Annotated in this window: 18 protein-coding genes; 13 read left to right on the forward strand and 5 right to left on the reverse strand. The window is 57.1% G+C overall.

All coding sequences use genetic code 11. The features are described from left to right. Positions 1-22 precede the first annotated feature (22 nt). The 3 genes from I2G69_RS06115 (at position 23) to I2G69_RS06125 (ending at position 3503) form a co-directional block, all read left to right on the forward strand. Positions 23-1003 carry a glycosyltransferase gene (locus tag I2G69_RS06115; protein ID WP_195560414.1) on the forward strand — a complete coding sequence of 327 codons (981 nt, stop codon included), beginning with the start codon at positions 23-25 and terminating at the stop codon, positions 1001-1003. A gap of 213 nt (positions 1004-1216) precedes the next feature. Beyond that, positions 1217-3133, forward strand: a complete 1917-nt coding sequence (locus tag I2G69_RS06120; protein WP_207740550.1) for an NAD(+) synthase — start codon at positions 1217-1219, stop codon at positions 3131-3133. A gap of 25 nt (positions 3134-3158) precedes the next feature. Then, entirely contained in the window at positions 3159-3503 is a 345-nt protein-coding gene (locus I2G69_RS06125) for a TIGR04076 family protein (protein WP_191395855.1), read from the forward strand. 322 nt (positions 3504-3825) lie between these two features. Here I2G69_RS06125 and I2G69_RS06130 read toward each other — a convergent pair whose 3' ends face one another. Both I2G69_RS06130 and I2G69_RS06135 read right to left on the reverse strand, forming a co-directional pair. Next, positions 3826-5502 carry a S1C family serine protease gene (locus tag I2G69_RS06130; RefSeq protein WP_243254861.1) on the reverse strand — a complete coding sequence of 559 codons (1677 nt, stop codon included), beginning with the start codon at positions 5500-5502 and terminating at the stop codon, positions 3826-3828. A 423-nt stretch (positions 5503-5925) separates the two neighbouring features. Further along, entirely contained in the window at positions 5926-6114 is a 189-nt protein-coding gene (locus I2G69_RS06135; RefSeq protein ID WP_087231127.1) for a ribbon-helix-helix domain-containing protein, read from the reverse strand. A 111-nt stretch (positions 6115-6225) separates the two neighbouring features. Here I2G69_RS06135 and I2G69_RS06140 point away from each other — a divergent pair, with 111 nt between their 5' ends. From I2G69_RS06140 to I2G69_RS06170, 7 genes are all read left to right on the forward strand, one after another. Continuing rightward, complete coding sequence (locus I2G69_RS06140; protein WP_087231124.1) at positions 6226-6519, forward strand: DUF6809 family protein; 294 nt, start codon at positions 6226-6228, stop codon at positions 6517-6519. A gap of 155 nt (positions 6520-6674) precedes the next feature. Beyond that, on the forward strand, positions 6675-7154 hold the full coding sequence (locus tag I2G69_RS06145; RefSeq protein ID WP_237966906.1) for an RNA polymerase sigma factor: 480 nt from the start codon (positions 6675-6677) through the stop codon (positions 7152-7154). After that, on the forward strand, positions 7151-8758 hold the full coding sequence (locus tag I2G69_RS06150; protein WP_195560416.1) for a DUF5050 domain-containing protein: 1608 nt from the start codon (positions 7151-7153) through the stop codon (positions 8756-8758). Before I2G69_RS06145 ends, I2G69_RS06150 begins: the two co-directional genes overlap by 4 nt. Positions 8759-8771: 13 nt before the next feature. Further along, complete coding sequence (locus I2G69_RS06155) at positions 8772-9299, forward strand: cob(I)yrinic acid a,c-diamide adenosyltransferase (RefSeq protein WP_191448510.1); 528 nt, start codon at positions 8772-8774, stop codon at positions 9297-9299. A 25-nt stretch (positions 9300-9324) separates the two neighbouring features. After that, positions 9325-10017 carry a peptidoglycan recognition protein family protein gene (locus tag I2G69_RS06160; RefSeq protein WP_207740551.1) on the forward strand — a complete coding sequence of 231 codons (693 nt, stop codon included), beginning with the start codon at positions 9325-9327 and terminating at the stop codon, positions 10015-10017. 234 nt (positions 10018-10251) lie between these two features. Continuing rightward, positions 10252-10782, forward strand: coding sequence for an RNA polymerase sigma factor (locus I2G69_RS06165; RefSeq protein ID WP_195560418.1), 531 nt, complete (start codon positions 10252-10254; stop codon positions 10780-10782). After that, positions 10775-11911 carry a hypothetical protein gene (locus I2G69_RS06170; protein ID WP_195560419.1) on the forward strand — a complete coding sequence of 379 codons (1137 nt, stop codon included), beginning with the start codon at positions 10775-10777 and terminating at the stop codon, positions 11909-11911. Before I2G69_RS06165 ends, I2G69_RS06170 begins: the two co-directional genes overlap by 8 nt. Before the next feature lie 181 nt (positions 11912-12092). Here the strand turns inward: I2G69_RS06170 and I2G69_RS06175 are convergent, their stop codons facing one another. The 3 genes from I2G69_RS06175 to I2G69_RS06185 all read right to left on the reverse strand — a co-directional run bounded on the left by I2G69_RS06175 (position 12093) and on the right by I2G69_RS06185 (position 16611). After that, positions 12093-14342, reverse strand: a complete 2250-nt coding sequence (locus I2G69_RS06175) for a vitamin B12-dependent ribonucleotide reductase (RefSeq protein ID WP_195560420.1) — start codon at positions 14340-14342, stop codon at positions 12093-12095. Positions 14343-14598: 256 nt separating this feature from the next. Beyond that, a complete protein-coding gene (locus I2G69_RS06180; protein ID WP_087231104.1) occupies positions 14599-15186 on the reverse strand; it encodes a response regulator in 588 nt (195 codons plus the stop codon). 21 nt (positions 15187-15207) lie between these two features. Beyond that, the gene (locus I2G69_RS06185; RefSeq protein WP_195560421.1) at positions 15208-16611 is read right to left on the reverse strand and encodes a sensor histidine kinase; all 1404 of its coding nucleotides are present in this window, start codon (positions 16609-16611) and stop codon (positions 15208-15210) included. A gap of 309 nt (positions 16612-16920) precedes the next feature. On the opposite strand from I2G69_RS06185, the gene I2G69_RS06190 reads away from it, so the two are divergent. From I2G69_RS06190 to I2G69_RS06200, 3 genes are all read left to right on the forward strand, one after another. Beyond that, on the forward strand, positions 16921-18096 hold the full coding sequence (locus I2G69_RS06190; protein ID WP_195560422.1) for a M15 family metallopeptidase: 1176 nt from the start codon (positions 16921-16923) through the stop codon (positions 18094-18096). Positions 18097-18384: 288 nt separating this feature from the next. Then, positions 18385-18660, forward strand: a complete 276-nt coding sequence (locus I2G69_RS06195) for a metal-sensing transcriptional repressor (protein ID WP_087231095.1) — start codon at positions 18385-18387, stop codon at positions 18658-18660. A gap of 288 nt (positions 18661-18948) precedes the next feature. After that, on the forward strand, positions 18949-20817 hold the full coding sequence (locus I2G69_RS06200) for a heavy metal translocating P-type ATPase (protein WP_195560423.1): 1869 nt from the start codon (positions 18949-18951) through the stop codon (positions 20815-20817). The last annotated feature ends 20 nt before the right edge of the window (positions 20818-20837 follow it).

The raw sequence follows: 20837 nt of genomic DNA on the forward strand, positions 1-20837 counted from the left end.
AGAAAGGAGGCCTGTCTGAAAGATGGAAGCAAAAGCGCCCACGGTCAGCATCATCATCCCTGTCTATAACGTGGAGAAATTTTTGCGCAAATGCCTTACCAGCCTTGTAGAACAGACCTTTCAGGATCGGGAGATTATCGCTGTCAACGATGGTTCCACCGATCACTCCCTGGATATTCTGCGTGAATTTGAGCAAAAATATGATTTTATCACCGTAATCGATCAGAAAAACCGCGGCATGTCCAAAGCGCGCAACCGCGGCTTGAACCTCGCCCGCGGGGAATATATCTGTTTTATCGACAGCGACGATTACGTTGCGCCCAACTTCTTGGAGCGTTTGTACAACGCCTGTGTGGAGAACGACGCACAAATTTCCTGCTGTTACTATTATTATCTCTTTCCAAACTCCGGCTTTACCTTTGAGTACCCGTTCCGGTGCAATGGGGTGTTTACCCGCGAAGAGGCAATGAACAAGCTTTTGCGCGATATGCAGATTCAAAGCCTGGTATGGAACAAAATGTACAAGCGTTCCCTGTTTACCGATTACAACATCCAGTTTCCAAGCATCGCGTTTGAAGACATGGCGACCGCAAACCGCGTGTTTGCCCATGCAGAGCGCATCGCCGTCCTGGATGAACCCCTCTATTATTATGTACAGCGCAGCGGCAGCACCTTGGCCACCATCAACGCCAGCAAGATCAACGATTTTATCCGCGCCGTTGCGATGGTGCGTGTATCTTTGGAAAAGAGCGGCCAGTTCTGCCAATACCGCAAAAGCTATCTTGCGCTCACGCGAAAAACCGCGCTTTGCTGTTACTGGTACGTACTCCGCATGCACAACGAAAAGAAATCCATGCGCGGCTGTTTAACCAACATGCGCCGGATTAACCGTGCGATGCGGCATTATACGGCGGAATCATTCGACCCGCTGTCCCCGCAGTTGCCGGATGTAGTGTGTGCGCCGACGGACAAGAAATTGGAAAAAGACTATTCCATCCGTTGACACGGACGTCAACCGGCGATGCAGAAAGCTGCATCGCCCTTTTTTCTTGTTCCGTGTTTGGGAACCGGTTCCTGCAAAGAAATTGGGAACTCTCCCGCCAATATCCCTGGAATCCTACGGCTCCCCCTCCCGCACGCAGCATATAGGAAAAATACCCGGAGCGGAGGGCTAAGCGATTTCATTTCGAAAAGTAGCAAGGAAAGGATGTCGACCATGAAAAATGACGGGTTTCTTCGGATCGCCGCCGCCACCCCGCACATTCGCGTGGCAGATTGCGTCTCCAACAAAGCGGCCATCTCCGCATTGCTGCGCGCTGCCAACGAGCAGGGCGTCAGCGCCATTGTGTTCCCGGAGCTCTGCTTGACAGGCTATACCTGCGGCGATCTCTTCCACGATACGACGCTGTTGCAAGCGGCGGAACGCGCGCTTCAGGAACTCATAGAGGAAAGCGCTTCGTACCATCTTCTGGCCGTTGTGGGCCTTCCCGCCGCGTTTGGCGCGTCGCTTTACAATGTGGCCGCCGTATTCTGCCGGGGAAAGCTGTTGGGCCTCACGGCCAAAAGCCATATTCCAAACTACAGCGAATTCTATGAGGCGCGCCATTTTTCGCCCGCACCGGACACGCCTATCCCGGTCACATTCTGTGGGCAGGAGACCTTGCTCGGGCGTGAACGGATCTATTCTTGCGCGGATGCGCCGGAGTTCACCGTGGGCGTGGAGATCTGCGAGGACCTCTGGGTCCCGGAGCCACCCTCCAGCCGCATGGCCCAATGTGGGGCGACGGTGCTCCTGAACCCCTCCGCCAGCGATGAGGTGATCGGCAAGGCAAATTACCGCCGCAACCTGGTCCGCGACCAATCGGCGCGGCTCTTCTGCGCCTATGCCTATGCGGATGCCGGGGAGGGAGAATCCTCCACCGACCTGGTCTTTGCCGGGCACGATTTGCTCGCAGAGAACGGCGCGATCCTGGCAGAAAGCCAGCCCTTTACCACCGGGCTGGTCACCGCAGAGGTCGATTTGCAGCGCCTGGTGCAGGAGCGCCGCCGCGCAAACACCTGGGCGGACCGCTTCGGCGGCCCGGCGCCCATCCCCTTCTCCTTATCCCTTCCGGAGCTGACCCTGACGCGCCCGTTTGCGCGCCTCCCCTTTGTGCCCCAGGATGCGCAGGACCTTTCCGGCCGCTGCGAGATGATCCTGCATCTCCAGGCATCCGGATTGAAAACCCGCCTGGCCCACACCGGCGTCCAGCATGCCGTGGTGGGGCTCTCCGGAGGATTGGATTCTACCCTGGCGCTGCTGGTGACCGTGCGCGCATTCGACGCGCTTTCCCTGCCCCGCAAGGGCATTTTGGCTGTGACCATGCCCGGATTCGGCACCACCGGCCGCACCAAGGGCAACGCGGAAAAGCTGGCCGAGCTTCTGGGGGTCGATTTTTGCACGGTGCCGATCGGCGACGCGGTGAGCGGCCATTTCCAGGACATCGGCCACGATCCCATGGTACACGACGTGACGTATGAAAACGCCCAGGCGCGCGAGCGCACCCAAATCTTGATGGACCTGGCCAATCAGAACGGCGGCCTTGTCATCGGCACCGGGGACCTCTCCGAGCTGGCGCTCGGCTGGGCAACCTACAACGGCGACCACATGTCCATGTATGCGGTCAACGCCTCCGTGCCCAAAACCCTGGTGCGCCACCTGGTCCACTATGCCGCCCAGCAGTCCGGCGGCGCGCTCTGCGAAGTGCTGGAAGACATCCTGGACACCCCGGTCAGCCCCGAGCTTTTGCCGCCCGTGGACGGCGTGATCTCGCAGAAGACGGAAAGCCTGGTCGGCCCGTACGAGCTGCACGACTTCTTCCTCTATCATATGCTTCGCTTTGGTTTCCCTCCGTCAAAGATTTACCGGATGGCGCTGCGCACCTTTTCGGGCACTTATGACGCCGCCACCATCTATAAATGGCTATACACTTTCTACCGGCGCTTCTTTGCGCAGCAGTTTAAGCGGTCCTGTTTGCCGGACGGCCCCAAGGTCGGCACGGTCGCGCTCTCTCCTCGCGGCGACTGGCGGATGCCCAGCGACGCCAGCGCACGCCTGTGGCTGGAAGAGCTGGAAGCCCTTTCCGCTGAATAGAAAAATATTTGTAGGGGGAGCTTGCATGAAAAAAGTTCGAATCACGGTCTTAAAAACAACGCTGGATGAAGAACTCTCCAGGGAGTACGGCGTCGAGGGGCTGACCGCATGCCCCATGATGAAGGCCGGGCAGGTATTCTATGCGGACCACGCAAAACCGGAAGGGTTCTGCGACGAGGCCTGGAAAGCGATCTATCAGTATGTGTTCGCCCTGGCCCACGGCGCAGAAAACGGGCTCTTCTACTACGGAGATTGGATCCGCAAGCCGGGCGTGGCGATTTGCAGCTGCAACGATGGCCTGCGTCCGGTCATCTTCAAGCTGGAAGCGACCGACGAGGAAGCCGTCATCAACTATACGCCTGTGCGGTAACGGGAAAATGCCCGCCGCCTGGATTTCTCTGGGCCGGGTTCCGATTTTGCCGGGATGCCAATTAGTTGATCCCCATCCTCCCAGAGTTGTGTGAAAATTTTGAAAAACGGTGCCCTTCTCTGCCTATTCGATGGCAAGGGGCGCCGTTTTTTGGCTTCTATTGCCAAATTGCGCGATGTGGAAAAACCAACTGGTGTGTCTCCCATCCCTTGCCAACGCCACAACGCGCAAAATGCGCCAAACCGAAAGGGGCGGAGCCTTTCGGCCCCGCCCCTCCCGGTTTGGATAAGGAAGAATTTATGAAAAAGAGTCTTGTAATCGATTATTGGCCGCTGGCCTGTACCAGCGTTACATCTGCCGTGAATGTGCGGTCGGTCAGATCGTTTACTACCGTCAGCGTCACTTTGTCGCCCGGCTTCTTCTTGCTTACATACGAAGTGATGGTGCTGCTGCTTGTGATGTCCGTATCATCAATCTTTGTGATGATGCACCCCTGTGTGATGCCTGCGTTGGAAACGGATTCGTTGCTGATGGAGGCCACATACATGCCGGGGGTCAGGCCATAGAAACGGGCCGACATGCTGTCCAAATACTGGCCGGTAATGCCAAGCACCGCTCTGTCTTTCACATAGCCGTATTCCTTCAAATTGCTGATGACGGACTGTGCATCGTCGATCGGGATCGCAAAGCCCAATCCCTCAAAGCCTTCCGCCACGATTTTGCTGGAGTTGATACCAACCACCTGGCCATACATGTTGACCAGTGCGCCGCCGGAGTTGCCGGGGTTAATGGCGGTATCGGTCTGGATGCAATCCATCGTGTAGCCGGTTTCACTGTTGGTAATCTGGCGGTTCAGGGCGGAAACGATGCCCTGCGTCACACTGGAGCTCAGTTCCAAGCCGCCCGGGTTGCCGATTGCCATGACGCTGTCGCCAACCTCCAAATCGCCGGAGGAACCAAATTCTGCGGCTTGCAGACCAGTTGCATCGATCTTAATGACGGCCAAATCGGTGATGCTGTCGCTGCCAACCAGCTGCGCCTCATAGCTTGTGCCGTCCGACAAAATCACTTTCAGGGAAGAGGCACCCTCCACCACGTGGGCGTTGGTGATGATATAGCCATCGCTTGTCGCAATGATGCCGGAACCCTCGCTCACCGGAGAGACTTCATCGCCCGCGTCACCGTTCTGCGCCCCTCCACCGAAGAAGAACATCGAATTATTGTTGCTTCTCTGATAATTCTGGATGCATACCACAGACGGGATGACCTTCTTTGCCACCTCTTGGGGAGTCAGTTCACCGGATACCGTGCTGGCCGGCTGATTGTTGTCCACCAGTTTGTTGATGGTAAACGCCGGTTCTGTGGAGTTCCCAGAGTTATTGACGGAGATATAACCATTGTTAATCAGGGCGACAAAGCCGCCGATGGAGCCGACGGAAACCATCAAGCACGCCATCACGCCGGCTACAACCTTCAGGGCTGTCTTTTTGCCTTTGGACATCGGCTTCTTTTCTTTTTTCGGCTTTTGCGGCTTCTGAGCTGCCTGTGCGTATGGGTTCTGATAGCTGTGGTAATAGTCGCCCTGCCACATTACCTGGCTTTGGTGCTCGCTGTAATCGCTTTGTCCATTGGCGCTGCCGGAATACCCACCGTAAGGAGAGTAGGATGGATTCCCCTGCGATTGGTGGTATGCGTTGTACGGCTGCTGGCTGTAATTGGCTTGATAATTGGAATAGCCGTTGGACGGATTGGTGTAAGCGGACGTATAAGACGGCGCCTGTGTTTGTTCGGTATGGGCTTCATTGGAAGCTTGGCTTTCGTAATGGTCCGCCTCTTGGGCGCTTTCAGAAGCATCCTGCACCGCTTCGCTGGTGGGCTCTTCCGATGCGTTTTCAAATTGGGCCTGCTCCGTAGAAGTGGCGTCCGCCTCCTGATTTCTATTTTCGGGATTGTTCAATCCTTCGTTCAAAGTATTGTCCATTTCGTTCGGATTATACATAAGCTCATTTCCTTTCCCAGAAATCTTCATATTTATTCAAATGGTTTGTATTCTTGGTCATCCCTTGGGTTCCTTCCGTCCCCCTCGGTGTGATTTTATTATGCCAGTGCAATGTGACCGCTGTGTGAAGACTATTTTATGTTTTCCTGATAACTTGCAAAAGAATCCCTGTATTCCATGCGCGAATATCCTTTTCTGGTTTTGCTAAGCGTATTCTCCCGTTCCAGAGCTTGTTTTTTAGCTGGAAACGCACACCAGCCGGGCACGAATCCGTGCCCGGCTGGTTCTTCTGCCGCCCCTTTTCAGGAACGCACTATATGCGATTGCCGTTTTCCAAGAAGAAAAATCCCTCGTATTCGCAGCCAAGTGCGTCGGCAATTTCCCTGCATTCCTTTTCTGAAAAGGATCTTGCTTTCACTTATGTTACAGGTTTCTTCTCAGATTGTCTTCTATCTCATAGGAAACGCCGTTCTTCTTCAAAAAATCTTCGATCGCTTCATCCAGTAATTTTGAAAGGGGAATCCGTGTCTCAATGGAATACTTGCGGATCGCTCTATATAGCCCCTTATCCACCGAAGAGGATAGGCGTTCCCGATATTTTAAATCACCCATCTCACCGCTCCTTTCTCTCTTTCTTTATTATATTGCCTGATGGACTTGCATACAACTCACATAAGCTTTATAATATTATTAAGCTTAATAAGCTAGAAAGGAGCATCCACCATGAAAACCATCCTGCAAGACCTCTATTATGGGAATCTCAATCCCAGCGGAAAGGCGTTCCTCCCCGACTCGCCCTATGGCCGTCTGGTCAACGATCTCACCGAGACGGAGGAAAAACTTCTGCCCCTGCTCACCAGCGCGGAAAAGCAGCTCTATGCCGCCCTGGTCCAGCACAACCTGGATATCCAGTCCCTCTCCTGCGAGGAATCCTTCATCGACGGAGTCCGCCTGGGGGCGCGCTTGATCCTGGAAATTTTTTCAGAGGCGGACGGTTGCCTGCGTGCCCTTGTATAAACCGCCTCTTTCTTTTATAATAGAGACAATTGCATGGACTTCCCTGGGGCCTACCGCCCTTTGGGAAGAATTTCAGCTACCGGCGGAATTTGTCAACCCTTGAAAAGTTTCGGCCGTGTAGTTTGTATTATTACTAGAGGAGAGGAGGACGCGAGGTGGAACAGAAGGAGCAGGCGGAATTCACCGAACTGCTGCAAAAATATTCTTCTATGGTACTGCGCATCGCTTTCTCCAATGTAAAAAACCTACAGGACGCCCAGGACATTGCGCAGGAGGTTTTTATCAGCGTGCTTACAAAGCGTCCGCAGTTTGACAGCGAAGAGCACGAAAAAGCGTGGTTGATCCGTGTTACCATCAACCGCTGCAAGAACCATGTCAAAAGCTTTTGGAACCGCCACACCGAAGGGCTCTCGGAAGACCTCAGCTATCTGCCCGAGGAGGAAACCGGCGTTATGCAGGCGGTCCTGGCTTTGCCACAAAATTATCGAAATGTGATTCATCTTCACTATTATGAAGGCTACAGCATCAATGAAATCGCAGAACTTCTACATAAAAAGCCCGCCACGGTGGGCACCTGGCTGGCGCGCGGGCGCGCCGCTTTAAAAAAGAGTTTGAAAGGAGGGTTTGACGAATGAAACAGGACGAAGGCCGTGGGCCGCAGGAAAACACCGAACTCTATCGCGCCGCCATGAACCACCTCCGGCTTCCGGAGGACTTCGAGCAGCGCACGCTGGAACTGGCGAAAAAACGCATGGAACAGGCGCAGGAAAAGCAGGCTGTGAAAGACGTCTGGCGCGCAAAGCCCTTTTACCGCCGTCCGGCGGCGCAGGTCTGTTTCGCCCTGCTGCTCCTGCTGGTGGTCGGCGTATTCCCTGTTTTGTATTTGACACAGCCCTCCTTATCCACAAAGAGCAACGATACCGCTGCGGTCATGCAATATGATGAGGCGGGCGGGAACGGCGGGCTAGACGGTGGGGCAGAAGCCGGCGAAGCAGAACCCGAGGCGGGGGAACCGGAAGCAGCCCTTACCGCCGGGAACCCCGCAGAGGACCGCATGGATGAAGGCTGCATTCCGGAGGCTGCCTCCCTGGGCGGGGCGGCGGATGGCGAAGTGGAAGAGCAGGCGTCCATTTCCAGCCAGGACGCTGCCGTAGAAAAGCAAGTCCAGGACACCGCCTCAAGCGGGGCCGTGCCGCCGGACACCGGCACCCCCACAGCGAATTCCTCCTGCGCCCCGCAGGTTTTCCAGGAGGAGAACCCCATGCCGGTACAGGAAGGGGCCGGCGGCAGCGAGGCCATGGATCAATCGCCAACCCCCGGCGTGATGCTCCGCTCCACCCCGGAGGATGCCGGGCAGGCGCTGTTCTCTGCGGACGGCGGGACGCTGTACTTTCAGCCGGATCCCTCCAGCGAAAACGGCGGGAAACTGATGGTCTGGGACGGAACCACCCTGTCCGACACAGGGGTTTCAAACGCCGACAGCCTGCTTGCTGCCAACGGCGGATATTCTTACACATCGGAGAATAAACTGTATCATGGAACCTCCCTGGTGCGCGATTTCTCCGGGGAGGCGCTTCTCGGCACATCCTCCTTTACGCTGCGCGTGTTCGGCGCAGACAGCGGGTATCTCTATCTGTTCGCCAACAACAGCAACCCGTCCTCCGGCAGCGATGCCCCCTATGCCATCCTGCGCGTCACGCCGGATGGAACAACCGAGCAGATTTTGTTTACCGCCACCGGAGGTTCTACCGGCGGCAAGATTACCCAGGCCCTTCTCGCGGAGAACGGGGTCATCTACTTCTCCACGGAAGACGGCTTCTATGCGCTGCCCGCGTCCGGCGGCCAGCCGCGCCGCCTCACCGCCAACTACACATCCGTCCCGTTTTATCTCTGGGAGGGCGAGCTGTTCTTCATAGACGCCCAATCGAATCTCTGTGCTGTGCAGACAAACGGGGGCGGCGCCAGGAAGCTGGTGGACGGCCGCGTCCTCTACCAACCGGCTGTGTCCGGCGGGATCGTCTACTACACATTGGCGGCCTCCGACGCTTCCGCGTCAAACGCGATCTATGCGTTTGACCTGTCCACCGGGGACAACCGGCTTGTCCTGACCAATACCGCTGGCGGGGCGGACGATTTCTGCCAGCTTTTGCCCGCGCCGGACGGCCTGTTCCTGGCCAAAGCATCCGGGGAAATCTTTCATTTCCAGTCCGAGACGGGGGCTCTTACAAAAATTTCCTAAGCGGGAGGTCTGTATGGAAAAAGGGTTGATTCACATTTACTGCGGCGATGGGAAGGGGAAAACCACCGCCGCAGTCGGTCTATGTGCACGGGCCTGTGGCTGCGGTCAAAGAGTGCTCCTCGCCCAGTTCTTAAAGGACGATTCGTCCGGAGAGCTCTCTTCCCTCCGCCTGCTCCCCGGGTTTTCGTTGATCCCTGCCCCGAAGGTGGTCAAATTTACGTTTCAGATGAACGAAGCGGAGCGGCAGGAGGCCGCGCAGCGAAGCGCGCAGATGCTGGCGCAGGCGCGCCGGGCGGCCGAGGCCGGGGAATGCGACCTTCTGGTGCTGGACGAGTGCTTTGGGGCGCTCTCCACAGGCATGCTGGATACGGAGGCGCTGCTCGACTTCGTGGAGCACAAGCCGCCCCATCTGGAATTGGTCCTAACCGGCCGCAACCCGCCGGAGGAATTCATGGCCCTCGCAGATTACGTTTCGGAGATCCGCAAGGTAAAGCATCCCTACGACGTTGGAGTTGCCGCGCGGCGGGGGATTGAGTATTAATTTACAAAATAAGGGAAGCCCTTTTATGGGCCATTGGGAGAGCGAATACAGTATGCAAACCGATCTACGGGGTGCTGCATGGCGCAGATGGGCCATCGCAGTACCCATCCTTGTTTTTGTTGTGGTCGTGGCGGCCTTCCTGGTGGTGACGGTTGTGAACAGCCACCAGCCGGAGCCGCAGGAGAGCGTCTACCCAGAGGAGATCTTTGGCATCCCCGTCCACACGGAGCTGCTTCCGGAGACCTTGCCCGCCCGCCCCGGGGAACGGCGCACCATCAAATATGTGGTAATCCATGAGACGGGCAACACCGCCGAAGGTTCCGACGCCGCGGGCCACAGCGCCTATCTGTTGAGCGGGAAGAGCGGCGACACCTCCTGGCACTATACCGTGGACGACCACCAGATTTATCACCACATCCCGGACGATGAAATCGCCTGGCATGCGGGCGACCAGCGCACGCGCGACGGCGGAAACCTCTGCGGCATCGGCGTGGAGCTCTGTGTCAACGCGGACGGCGACTTCGAAAAAACCTTTGACAACGCGGCGCGGCTGACCGCCTACCTGCTCGATACATACGGCCTCCAGCTTGGCGACGTCAAACAGCACGCGGACTTTATGGACAAAAATTGCCCCCAGACCATCCGGGACAACAACCGGTGGCCGGAATTTCTTGAAAAGGTCCACGAATACAAAAACCTCATTCCCTCTGAGGAATAAATTTCCCGCGGGCACGGCCTTCAATAGCCGTATCCGCGGGATTTTTGTATATTTGCAGCCCGTCCTAGGTGGCCGCTGCCATTCCCATGGGGCGCTTTCCTACAAGCACCAGGCCAGCTGCGGGATCCGCAAAATTTTTGCAAAATTTGAACCGTCCCCTTCCCCGCGACCATATAGGGAGTGAAGGGACTCTCCCCTGAAAATCCTCTCGTTCGAACAAAGGATGAAGCAACATTGAATATACAGGAATTGAACGAACTCATTCGCCTGCATGGCGCGGCCGTCTACAGCTTTTGCTGCCGGTTGGCCGCCAACCGGCCCGACGCGGAAGATCTCTACCAGGAGACCTTTCTGAAGGCCACTGAACTGTGCCACAAAATTGACCGGTACGACAATCCAAAGGCCTTTTTGCTCGCGATCGCCCTCCGCCTGTGGAGGGACAAGCGGCGGAAATTTGCCCGGCGGCAGCGCATTGCCCCCATGGAATCCCTGCCGGAGGACGGCCTGCAAGGGCGTTTCGCCGGGGCCAAAGAGGACCAGCCGGAAGAGATCGCCATCGCCCGCGAACAAGCGGAAATGGTCCGGCGGGCCGTAGAAGCGTTGGACGACGCGCACCGGGTCCCGCTGTATCTCTACTATACGGCGGAACTGCCCATCGAGGAGATCGCCTCTCTGCTGAAGCTCCCCAAAGGGACGGTCAAAAGCCGGTTATACCATGCACGTCAAGCAATCCTGAAATGTTTGGAGGCTGCCGATCATGAATGAATCCGATCTGAACCGCCTGCTGCAGCAGGCGCTCGCACCAAAAGAGTTCCCTTCTGACCAATTGAACCAAACCATCCGAAACCGTGTACAGGAGGAACAGACTATGAAACGGTTTTCCAAAAAGCGGCCGCTGGCGGCCGCGCTTGTTGCGGCGTTGGTCCTCGCCCTGTCCATCACCGGCTTTGCATCCTGGCGGTTCCTATCCGCTGGGGAGGCCGCCGAACACTCCGGCATGTCCAACCTCGCCCGTGCCTTTGAAAGCGGGGATGCGGTCTCCGTGAATCAAACCGTCGCCTCCGGCGGCTATACCTTTTCGTTCTTGGGCATCGCCTCGGGAGAAAACTTGAGCGGCTTCCAATCGGATTCCCAAGTGAACCCCAAGCGCACCTATGCGGTCCTGGCCATCGCCAAAACGGACGGGACAGCCATGGCAGCGGACGGCTCGGAGTCGTTCTTTGTCTCGCCCTTAATCAAGGGGCAAAAGCCCTGGCAGGTGAACATCACCACCATGAACGGCGGTTACACGGAATTTGCCGAAGGCGGCGTCCTTTACCGCCTGATCGAATGCGACGACATCGAGATGTTCGCGGACCGCGGGCTATACCTCTGCGTGAGCACCAGCGATTTTTACGACAAAAACGCCTTTACCTACGACGAGGAAACCGGGGAGATCACGACCAACCCGGATTACAGCGGCGCTTGCGCCCTGTTCGACCTGCCGCTCGACCCAGCGAAGGCGGACCGCGCCGAGGCGGACGCCTACCTGGAAACCCTTCTGGAACCGTGGGAGGACGATTCCCAGGAATCCAGCGGGGCAACCGGTACGGACGATTGGGCGGATGCGATCGCCAACGGGACGGTCATACCGGGCTCAGAACAGGCGGTCACCTACGACGAGGACGGGATGGCCCACTATTCCTTCGGCGGCTACAGTGAGACCTTTGACCCGGAGCTCTTGCTGGGGGACGGTTCGCTCGGCCCCTCCAGCTGCGCCTCCTTGACCGAGGACGCCGATGGGAACCCCTTGGCCATCTGTTATTACCGCAATGAACAGGGCGTTGTCATGGGAAAGGCCGTCCGTTTGCAGGAATTCCCCTCGCTGTTAAAGGAAGCCCAAGCGGAAGAATAGCGGCCCTTTCTTCCGGCGGACACATCCCGGGACGGGTTCCATCCGCCTGAAAATAGCCCCCGCCTTCGGAACTCTTTTTTCATACCAATTCCAAATAGCGCAGCAGGCCCGTTCCGGCGTTTGTTTCCGGAACGGGCCTGTTTTTCTATCTTTATAGAATGTTTGTCGATCAAATCCCTGGTCAGGAGCAATGGGAATATCCGCACTGGCGGCAGGTGACGCAGCCGCCCTCGTGCTCCAGCTTTGCGCCGCACTCCGGACAGAAGTGCATCCGGCCGGCGATGTCCACCGTGCCGCGCGGCTTCGGGGCCGGGGGCGCGAATTCCTTCCAGTGCCCCAGCTCCACCTGCTGGTTCCAGACTTTTTCGATCACGCGCGCAATTGCGTCCGGGCAGGACGTGCACTTGAGCCCCGGCTGCCGGATGGTGGACGGGCAGCGGATGCCGCGCAGCTGGTTGACGATCGTCTTGACGTCGATGCCGCTGCGCAGGGAGATCGAAACCAGGCGCGCGGTCGCTTCGCTCTGGGACGGGCATCCGCCCGCCTTGCCGGTGTTCGTGAAGACCTCGCAGATGCCCTTGTCGTCGTAGTTGACCGTGACATAGAGGTTCCCGCAGCCGATCTGCATGCGCTCGGTCACGCCCTGCACCAGGTCCGGGCGGGGACGCGGGACAATGGGCGCGGCTGCGCCGTCCTGCGGCTCCTTCCCCTCGCCCTCCCTGTTGACCTTGCCGATGTTGAGCACCTGCTCGCTGCGGCTGCCGTCGCGGTAGATCGTCACGCCCTTGCAGCCCAGATGGAACGCCAGGCTGTACACCTCCGCGACCTCCTCCCGCGTTGCATCGTGGCGGAAATTGACCGTCTTGGAGACCGCATTGTCCGTGCCGCGCTGGAAGGCCGCCTGCATCCGGATGTGATCCTCCGGGCTGATGTCGTGCGCCGAGACAAACACCCGGCGCAGGTCCTCCGGAAGCTCCTCGATGTGGGCGATGGTGCCCTCCTTGGCGATCCGCCGCATCAGCCCTTCGGAGTACAGGCCGCGCTTTTCCAATTCCTCCCGGAGGATGGGGTTGACCTCGACCATCTCGGTCCCGTCCATGATGTTGCGGATAAACACATAGCCGAACACCGGCTCCACGCCGGAAGAGCACCCCGCGATGATCGAGAGGGTGCCGGTGGGCGCAATCGTGCTGATCGTCCCGTTGCGCTGCGGCGTATCCTGCGGCAAAATGCTCTCTTCAAACAGCGGGAACGCGCCGCGCTGTACCGCGAGGGCCGCGCTCTCTTCGCGGCCACAGGCGGTGATGAATTTCATCACCTTTTCCCCGAGCGCCACCGCTTCCTGGGAGTTGTACGGGATGCCCATCCGGAGCAGGCTGTCCGCCCAGCCCATCACGCCCAAGCCGATCTTCCGGGTCTGCTTGGTCACGCGGTCGATGTTCTCGAGCGGGTACTTGTTCGCGTCGATCACATTGTCCAGGAAATGGACCGCGTCCTTCGCGGTGCGCTCCAGTTTCTTCCAGTCAAAGGAATAGACGCCGTCCTCTTCCTTGAGCATCTTTGTCAGGTTGATCGACCCCAGATTGCACGACTCATACGGCAGCAGCGGCTGCTCCCCGCACGGGTTTGTGGATTCGATCTCCCCCTGGGAGGGGACGATGTTGTCGCGGTTCAGGCGGTCCAGGAAGATGATCCCCGGTTCGCCGTTGCGCCATGCCGCGTCCACGATGCGCTCAAACACATCCCGTGCGCGCAGCTTCTGCACCACTTTCCGGGTGTGCGGGTCAACCAGCTCATAATCCCCGCCGGACTCCACCGCATTCATAAATTTCTCTGTGAGGCCGACGGAAATATTGAAATTGTTGATCTCGGAATTGTTGCTCTTGCAGTCGATGAACTCCAAAATATCCGGATGATCCACGCGCAAAATGCCCATATTGGCGCCGCGGCGCGTCCCGCCCTGCTTGACCGCCTCTGTCGCCATGTTGAACACCTTCATAAAGCTGATCGGGCCGGAGGCCACGCCGCCCGTGGAGTTGACCGTGCTCCCCTTCTGGCGCAGGCGGGAAAACGAAAAGCCCGTCCCGCCGCCGCTCTTGTGGATCAGGGCCGCCTGCTTGATCGCTTCGAAGATCTCGTCCATGCTGTCCTCCACCGGCAGCACAAAGCACGCGGAGAGCTGGCCGAGCGGCCTGCCCGCGTTCATCAGCGTCGGGGAATTCGGCAGGAATTCCAGGTTGGTCATCATATCGTAAAAGGTCTTCTTGGTCCGCTCCACGTCGGCGTTTTTGTCGTGCAGCAGGTCGGAGGCCGCAATCGCCCCCGCCACGCGCTGGAACATGCCGTCCACACTCTCAATCGCCTTCCCGTCCGCATCCTTGATTAAATAGCGCTTCTCCAACACCAGCCGCGCATTTTCCGAAACTCCCATGAACGTTCCTCCTATATTGATTTCTATGGCTGCGGGCCCGTCCCCTTTTTGGCGCCCGCGTCTTCCATCCATTCCAGGCATCTCCCATGCCGCATACCATATATTGTACCACAGGATCGACCGTTGTCAATCGGTGGGGGCATCATTTGCTTTGCATTCCAAACTTGTTTTTTCTCCCTCTGCCCGGCGCGCCTTGCGCCCCATAAGGCGCAAAAACGTCCGTGCGCCGTAAATGGGCCGCGGACGTTTTATCATTCTATACCTGCATCCCGTGAAAAAGGTGCTCCAACTCTTTTTGGCTTTTTAATCCCAGCTTTTTGAGAAGCGCGGTCTTCTGGTTCGCAATGGTCTTTTGGGAGGACTGCAAGTGGACGTCCCTCCCCAGCATCATCAGGCAGACCGATTGCTCCGCTGGCGAAAGGTCGGCCAAAATCAGGGAAGCAATCAGATACTCCTGCGGCGTCGGGCCCTCCGCCGTCTGCCGCACAGTCTCTGTCAGGATACTAAACTGACTTTTAAACACATAGGACGAAGCAAACGAACGCTTACAGGCGTCGATCACAATGGACTGCGCTTCAAAGGCAGTCACAAGGATCACCTTCGCGCGCGTATACAGGCGGATTTTGCGCGCCGCTTCGATGCCGTCCAATTCCTCTAAGGAGAGGTTTAAATCCATCAACACAATGTCTGGGTCGAGCCTTTGGGCCAGATACACCGCCTCCTCGCCGCTGGCCGTACTCCCCAAGATCCGCATGTCGGGTTCCCGGCCCAATGTGTCGCCGATCAAAAAGCAAAAATCGTCGTCGTCCTCAACCACCAGGACGCCGATTGTTCCGTCCTTCACCCCAATCCTCCTTCTCAACCTTTATTCCCCTGGGAAACGCAGTACAAACGTTGTCCCGCGCGTTTCGTTCTGCCGGGCTTGAATGCTGCCCCCGTGCTTGCGCATCACATTCCGGCAGTAATAGAGCCCCAGCCCGATGTGATGGCCGCTGGTTTTGGTCGTGTAATACGGGCTAAACAGCTGCCCCAAATGTTCCTTTGCGATGCCGTCCCCGGTATCGGACACGCAGATCTGATACCCACGGCCTGTGGGCTTCCCCTCCACGGTGATGCTGCCTTGTCCGCGCATGGCCTCCCCAGCGTTGTTCAACAGGTTGTTGAGCACCTCCGTCAGATGCGCCCGGTCACAGAACAATTCGTCCCCCTCCCCACAGCGGACCTCCACCTGGACCCCCGGAGAGAGCTTCCGGTAATCCGCTGCACAGGCCTCCAAAAGCGGGGCTATTTGCAGCACCTGCCGGTTCAGGACGATGTCTTTGGAATAGTGGAGCGCTTTGCCGGACAGCTCCTTCAAGCGCGTGGTCGACCGCAGGATGATGTCGGCATAATCCGCTGCTTCCTCCGGCGCGGACTGTTGGATATTTTGGGCGCACCATTCGATTTTGACCACTTCATTCTTCAGCATATGCCGTAAGAACTGCGCGCTTTGGTTCACCAATTTGCCGTCCTGATTCCATTCATACGATTCATGTTGGAAGCGCGCACCCATAAATCCGCCTTTGAAGGCATTGTATAAATAGAAGATAATCAGGAACAGGATAATCGGCAAGTTTCCCTGCCACGCCTTAAAAAGGCCCTTCAGGTCCAACAGGTGAATCAGGAATGCGCTGATTAATTGATACCAGATCGGCACCAAGACCAGGATGGCCACCATCTTTTTCTGCCGGTATACGGCTGTCCGCCGCTCCCGCCAAAGCGTTCCGAGCAGCAAAACCGTCAGCAGGACCCCGTAAAGCCAGTTGTAGAGGGCTGCACAAAGATAGTACGTCCGGTCGTACAGCTGGTAGTAGCGGGTTTCCAGATAGGGATAAAAGACGCCAAACAGCAGCGCCGGCACAAAGACCCCTATGCGCGCCCAACGGAAAAGCTTTGGGCGGCGCTCATCCATACGGCTGAAATAGAAGCCAAACACCAGGGCGGCGGGCATGGCGAAATAGTACAACACCGCCGTGAGCACAGAATAAATATCCAGGGAGAGCTCCTCGGTCATCCATCCGGGCCACGCCTGCATGACCGCTGGGAACAGCGTAAAATAGAGGTACTCTTTGAATACGCCCATGCTGAAGCACATCCCGCTGATAAAGCACCAACGGTTCAGCCGGTTGTGCCGGTTCCCAAGATAGACCAGGAAAAACAGCACCCAAATCAGGAGGGTGAACAACAATAAAAATTCCCCCGGCAGCCCTTTTGAAGTCCCAATCAACATCGCCTTCCACCCTCAAGCACTTTTCTTTCATTATACACGTTTTTTGGGGCGCTGGGGGAAGCGCTTCCAAAAAAAAGGGCCCGATATTCCCAAAGTTTTTAGGAAGACAGTCACAGCAAACTATGCTATAATGAAACCGTCAATTTTCAATCGGGATCACCTGATTTCGAGAAAAGCCACGGCATTTTTTCTGCAAATGTTGGAAAATTATTCACATATTTTCGGTTGAAATTTTGGCTGGCATCCGGTATCATAAATTCTATATGGAATGGTTTCTGAGTGAAAGGGTAGAAAGGTGAAAGAACGGTTATGAAAAACAAGTGGATTCTTCTTCCTGTGGCAGCTGCTTTATTGCTCACCTCCTGTCAAAGCGCCAGCGGTGCGGCGGTCTACCGCAACAATCCGCTCGAGCTCGCGCAAAGGGTGGGACAAACCGTGCAGAAATCCACCGAAATTCACTTATCCGCTGATTTTGCGGAACCCACGCCGCAGGAATCGCTTTCTGCTTGCCTACACTATATTGCGGCCAATCAAGAGCGCTATTTGAGCTACCAGTCCGCACACCCGGAGATGTCCCCCTGGGACGTTGTCACCTATGTGAACATCGGCCTGGACCATCCGTTTTACACCAACATTCAGACCGTCAGCGACCCTGCCGGCCTGTTGGCGCTTTGCAACAAATATTGGAAACTTCCGGACGGCTATGAACCTTCCGATTTGCGCCCGCTTTCGTCCCGGGTTGCTGTGGGTGTCTCCAATCAAATGCGTTCCGAGGCGGCCGGCGCCTTTGAACAGCTCTGTGCGGATGCGAAAAAAGAGGGATACACTATCCTGGCGCAATCCGCCTACCGCAGCTATGCCCGGCAGGAATCCCTCTATTCTCAATACGCCGCCCAGGACGGGACGGAGGGCGCAGACGTCTACAGCTCGCGCGCCGGCCATTCGGACCACCAAACGGGCCTGGTGGTGGACGTCAAAAACGCCTCGCTCCCCTACAACCGTTTTGGCGAGACGGCGGAGTACCAATGGGCGAAGGACAATATCTATAAATACGGGTTTATCATCCACTATCCTGAGGGGAAACAGGCGATCACCGGCTATAAGACGGAGGAATGGCACTGGCGCTATGTGGGGAAAAAGGCGGCGGCGGAAATCCACAGCCTTGGCCTCACCCTGGACGAATATTGCGCGATCTTCCTGGCTAACCCGGGCAGCGGTGTCCCCGCTTTGACCTCCGACACGCCGGATACGCTCTCCCTTGCGCAGGGAAGCTCGTATACCTTTGCGTTCCAGCCATCCGGAGCCCTCGCCGTCCCCACCTTTACCACCGGCGACGGGACCATTCTCTCCACCGCCGGGCTGCGGTTCCGCAGCGGCACGTATCTGCTCTCGGTGCAGGGGCTGGCCCCGGGAAGCACCAACCTCTATGCGACCTTTGATGGACAAGCCCCCATCCGGCTTTGTTCCGTCACCGTCGAAGGATGATCTATCGGGCAGTCTGTACCAGCGCTGTCCGTGCCTTTTTCGGCGCTATGCCAAGTTTCAGCCATTGTTTTCTATGATTTCCTCGGACCGTATGGCGGCCATCGCCCCATGCGGTCCGTTCTGTTTTGCGCAAAGCGCAGTGCAACCAAAAAGATTGCGCACGGCAGCCGGCCGGTCGTAAATTGCCCCGCGCCTGCGCCAGTCCATCCGGCACAGCGGCCCTTGACAAACACAAACTTTTCGCGAATAATAGATTCATATCCCTAAGTTGCACAGGAGGCGTGAAGGATGAGACAATGTATGGACGCGGATAATTTGCACCGCCGTTTGAAAAAGATCATCGGCCAGGTGCAGGCCATCGATCGGATGGTCGACGAAGACGTCCCCTGCGAGGACGTTCTTTCCCAGATCAATGCTGCAAAATCAGCGCTGCACAAGGTCGGCCAGGTTGTTTTGGAGGGCCATATCCAGCACTGTGTACGCGATGGGATCGAACACGGGGACGCAGACAAGACCATCGAGAACTTTACAAAAGCGGTTGAACGCTTTTCCAACATGACATGATTTTGCACACCGGCTGTACAAAACGGCCGGTGCTTTTTATTTCCATGCTCTGGATTTGGAAAATATCCCCCGCTTCTTTTGCATGCCCCTCACAAAACGCCCTATAAAGATTACGCTCTATTTTCATTTCTTACCCCCACTATAAGATTTCTGTGCCCTTCTGGCAATCATCCATTTGCCCAATCCGCACGCACCTCTTTCTAAAAAATTTTTTGCATACTTGACAACCTATACCCGTATAGGTATTATATACATATACCCCCATAGGTATAGAAAGAAGGGTGCTCTATGCAAGCATTGGAACGGTTTTTAGAATGGGGCGGGCTGAAAAAAGACATCGCCTGTCTTGTTCTCTCCGGGATTTCCTTAGTCATCAGCATTTTCCATCTGCTTCCCCTCCCCTTTGACGCCGCCTGGGTTGCGATTATCCTTTGCGGCGTCCCCATTCTTTTGGAAGCCTTTATCGGCCTCGTAACCGCCTTTGACATCAAGGCCGATGTGCTGGTGTCCATCGCTTTGATCGCCTCGGTGCTCATTGGGGAAGATTTCGCCGCCGGTGAGATCGCGTTTATCATGCAGCTGGGCGCCCTTTTGGAGGATCTGACCGTCGCAAAAGCGCGCGCCGGCATCGAAAAGCTGGTCCATCTAACCCCCCAGACCGCCCGCAGGCTTGCCGGCGGCCAGGAGGAAATCATCCCCGCCGAACAGGTTTGCGTGGGCGACCTGCTCCGCGTCCTCCCCGGGGAAACCATCCCGGTGGACGGGAAGATCGTCTCCGGCGAAACGTCGATCAACCAGGCGGTCATGACCGGCGAGTCCCTGCCCGTGGACAAACATCCCGGTGACCCGGTATCCAGCGGGACCGTCAACCAATTCGGTTCCTTCGATATGAAGGCGACCAAGGTGGGAGAGGACAGCTCCATCCAGCGCATGATCCGCCTGGTGCAGTCGGCAGACGCCGGGAAAGCGAAGATTGTCGGCATTGCAGACCGGTGGGCAACCTGGATTGTTGTGATTGCCCTCAGCGCAGCCGCCTTGACCTGGCTGATCACCGGGGAGATCATCCGGGCGGTGACCATTCTGGTGGTCTTTTGTCCCTGCGCCCTGGTCTTGGCCACCCCCACCGCCATCATGGCCGCGATTGGGAATGCCACCAAACACAGCTTTCTCGTGCGCGAGGGCGACGCTTTGGAGCGGCTTGCGTCCGTCTCCAAGATCACGTTTGACAAAACGGGGACGCTCACCTATGGGAAACCGGAGGTCGTCGCCGTCCACAGCCTTTCGGACCATTTTGCAAAGGAGGACCTGTTCCTCTACGCGGCCAGCGTCGAATCGCACTCCGAGCATCCCTTGGGAAAGGCGATTGTGTCCAGCTATGGCAGCAAAGGCAAACAGGAACTCTCCCCGGTTGACCAATTCCAAATGCTCCCGGGGCGGGGCGTAAAGGCGCGGATCGGCGGAAAGGAAGTCCTGGCAGGAAATGGGGAACTGCTCGCGGAGGAAAATATTCCGACTCGTGCGGCGAAAGAACCGGCCGGCCGGTATCTCGGCCAGGGGTGCACGGTCATCTATCTGGCGATCGATCACACCCTCGCGGGATTCCTTGCGCTCTCCGATACGCTGCGCGAGGACGCCAAAGCGATGATCCGCGCTGTAAAGGAGGCAGGCGTCACCCCCGTCCTACTGACCGGCGACCACGAGAATGCTGCTCAGACCATCGCCCAACAGCTCGAAATCGACGAGGTCCATGCGGGCTGCCTGCCGGAGGACAAGCTACACTGGATTGGCGCCTACCAGAAGGAGCGGCATTATGTCTGCATGATCGGGGACGGCATCAACGATGCACCCGCACTGAAAAAGGCGTATGTGGGCATTGCCATGGGCGGCGTGGGAAGCGACATCGCCGTGGACGCCGCCGACATCGCGCTGGTCAACGACGACATCAAGGAGCTGCCCCACCTTTTGCGCCTGGCAAAGCGCATGATGGTCACCATCAAATGCAATCTGACGTTCTCCATGGCCCTAAATTTCATTGCGATCGTCTTGGCGATGACCGGCATTTTGAACCCTGTGGTCGGCGCGCTGGTCCATAATGCGGGCTCTGTGCTCGTCATCGTCAATTCCTCCTTGCTTTTGAAATGGAGGAAAAAGCGCTAAGAAATCTTCCATGTATCATG

The sequence above is a fragment of the Anaeromassilibacillus sp. D41t1_190614_C2 genome (assembly GCF_015558525.1).
Taxonomy (GTDB): Bacteria; Bacillota; Clostridia; order Oscillospirales; family Acutalibacteraceae; genus Anaeromassilibacillus; species Anaeromassilibacillus stercoravium.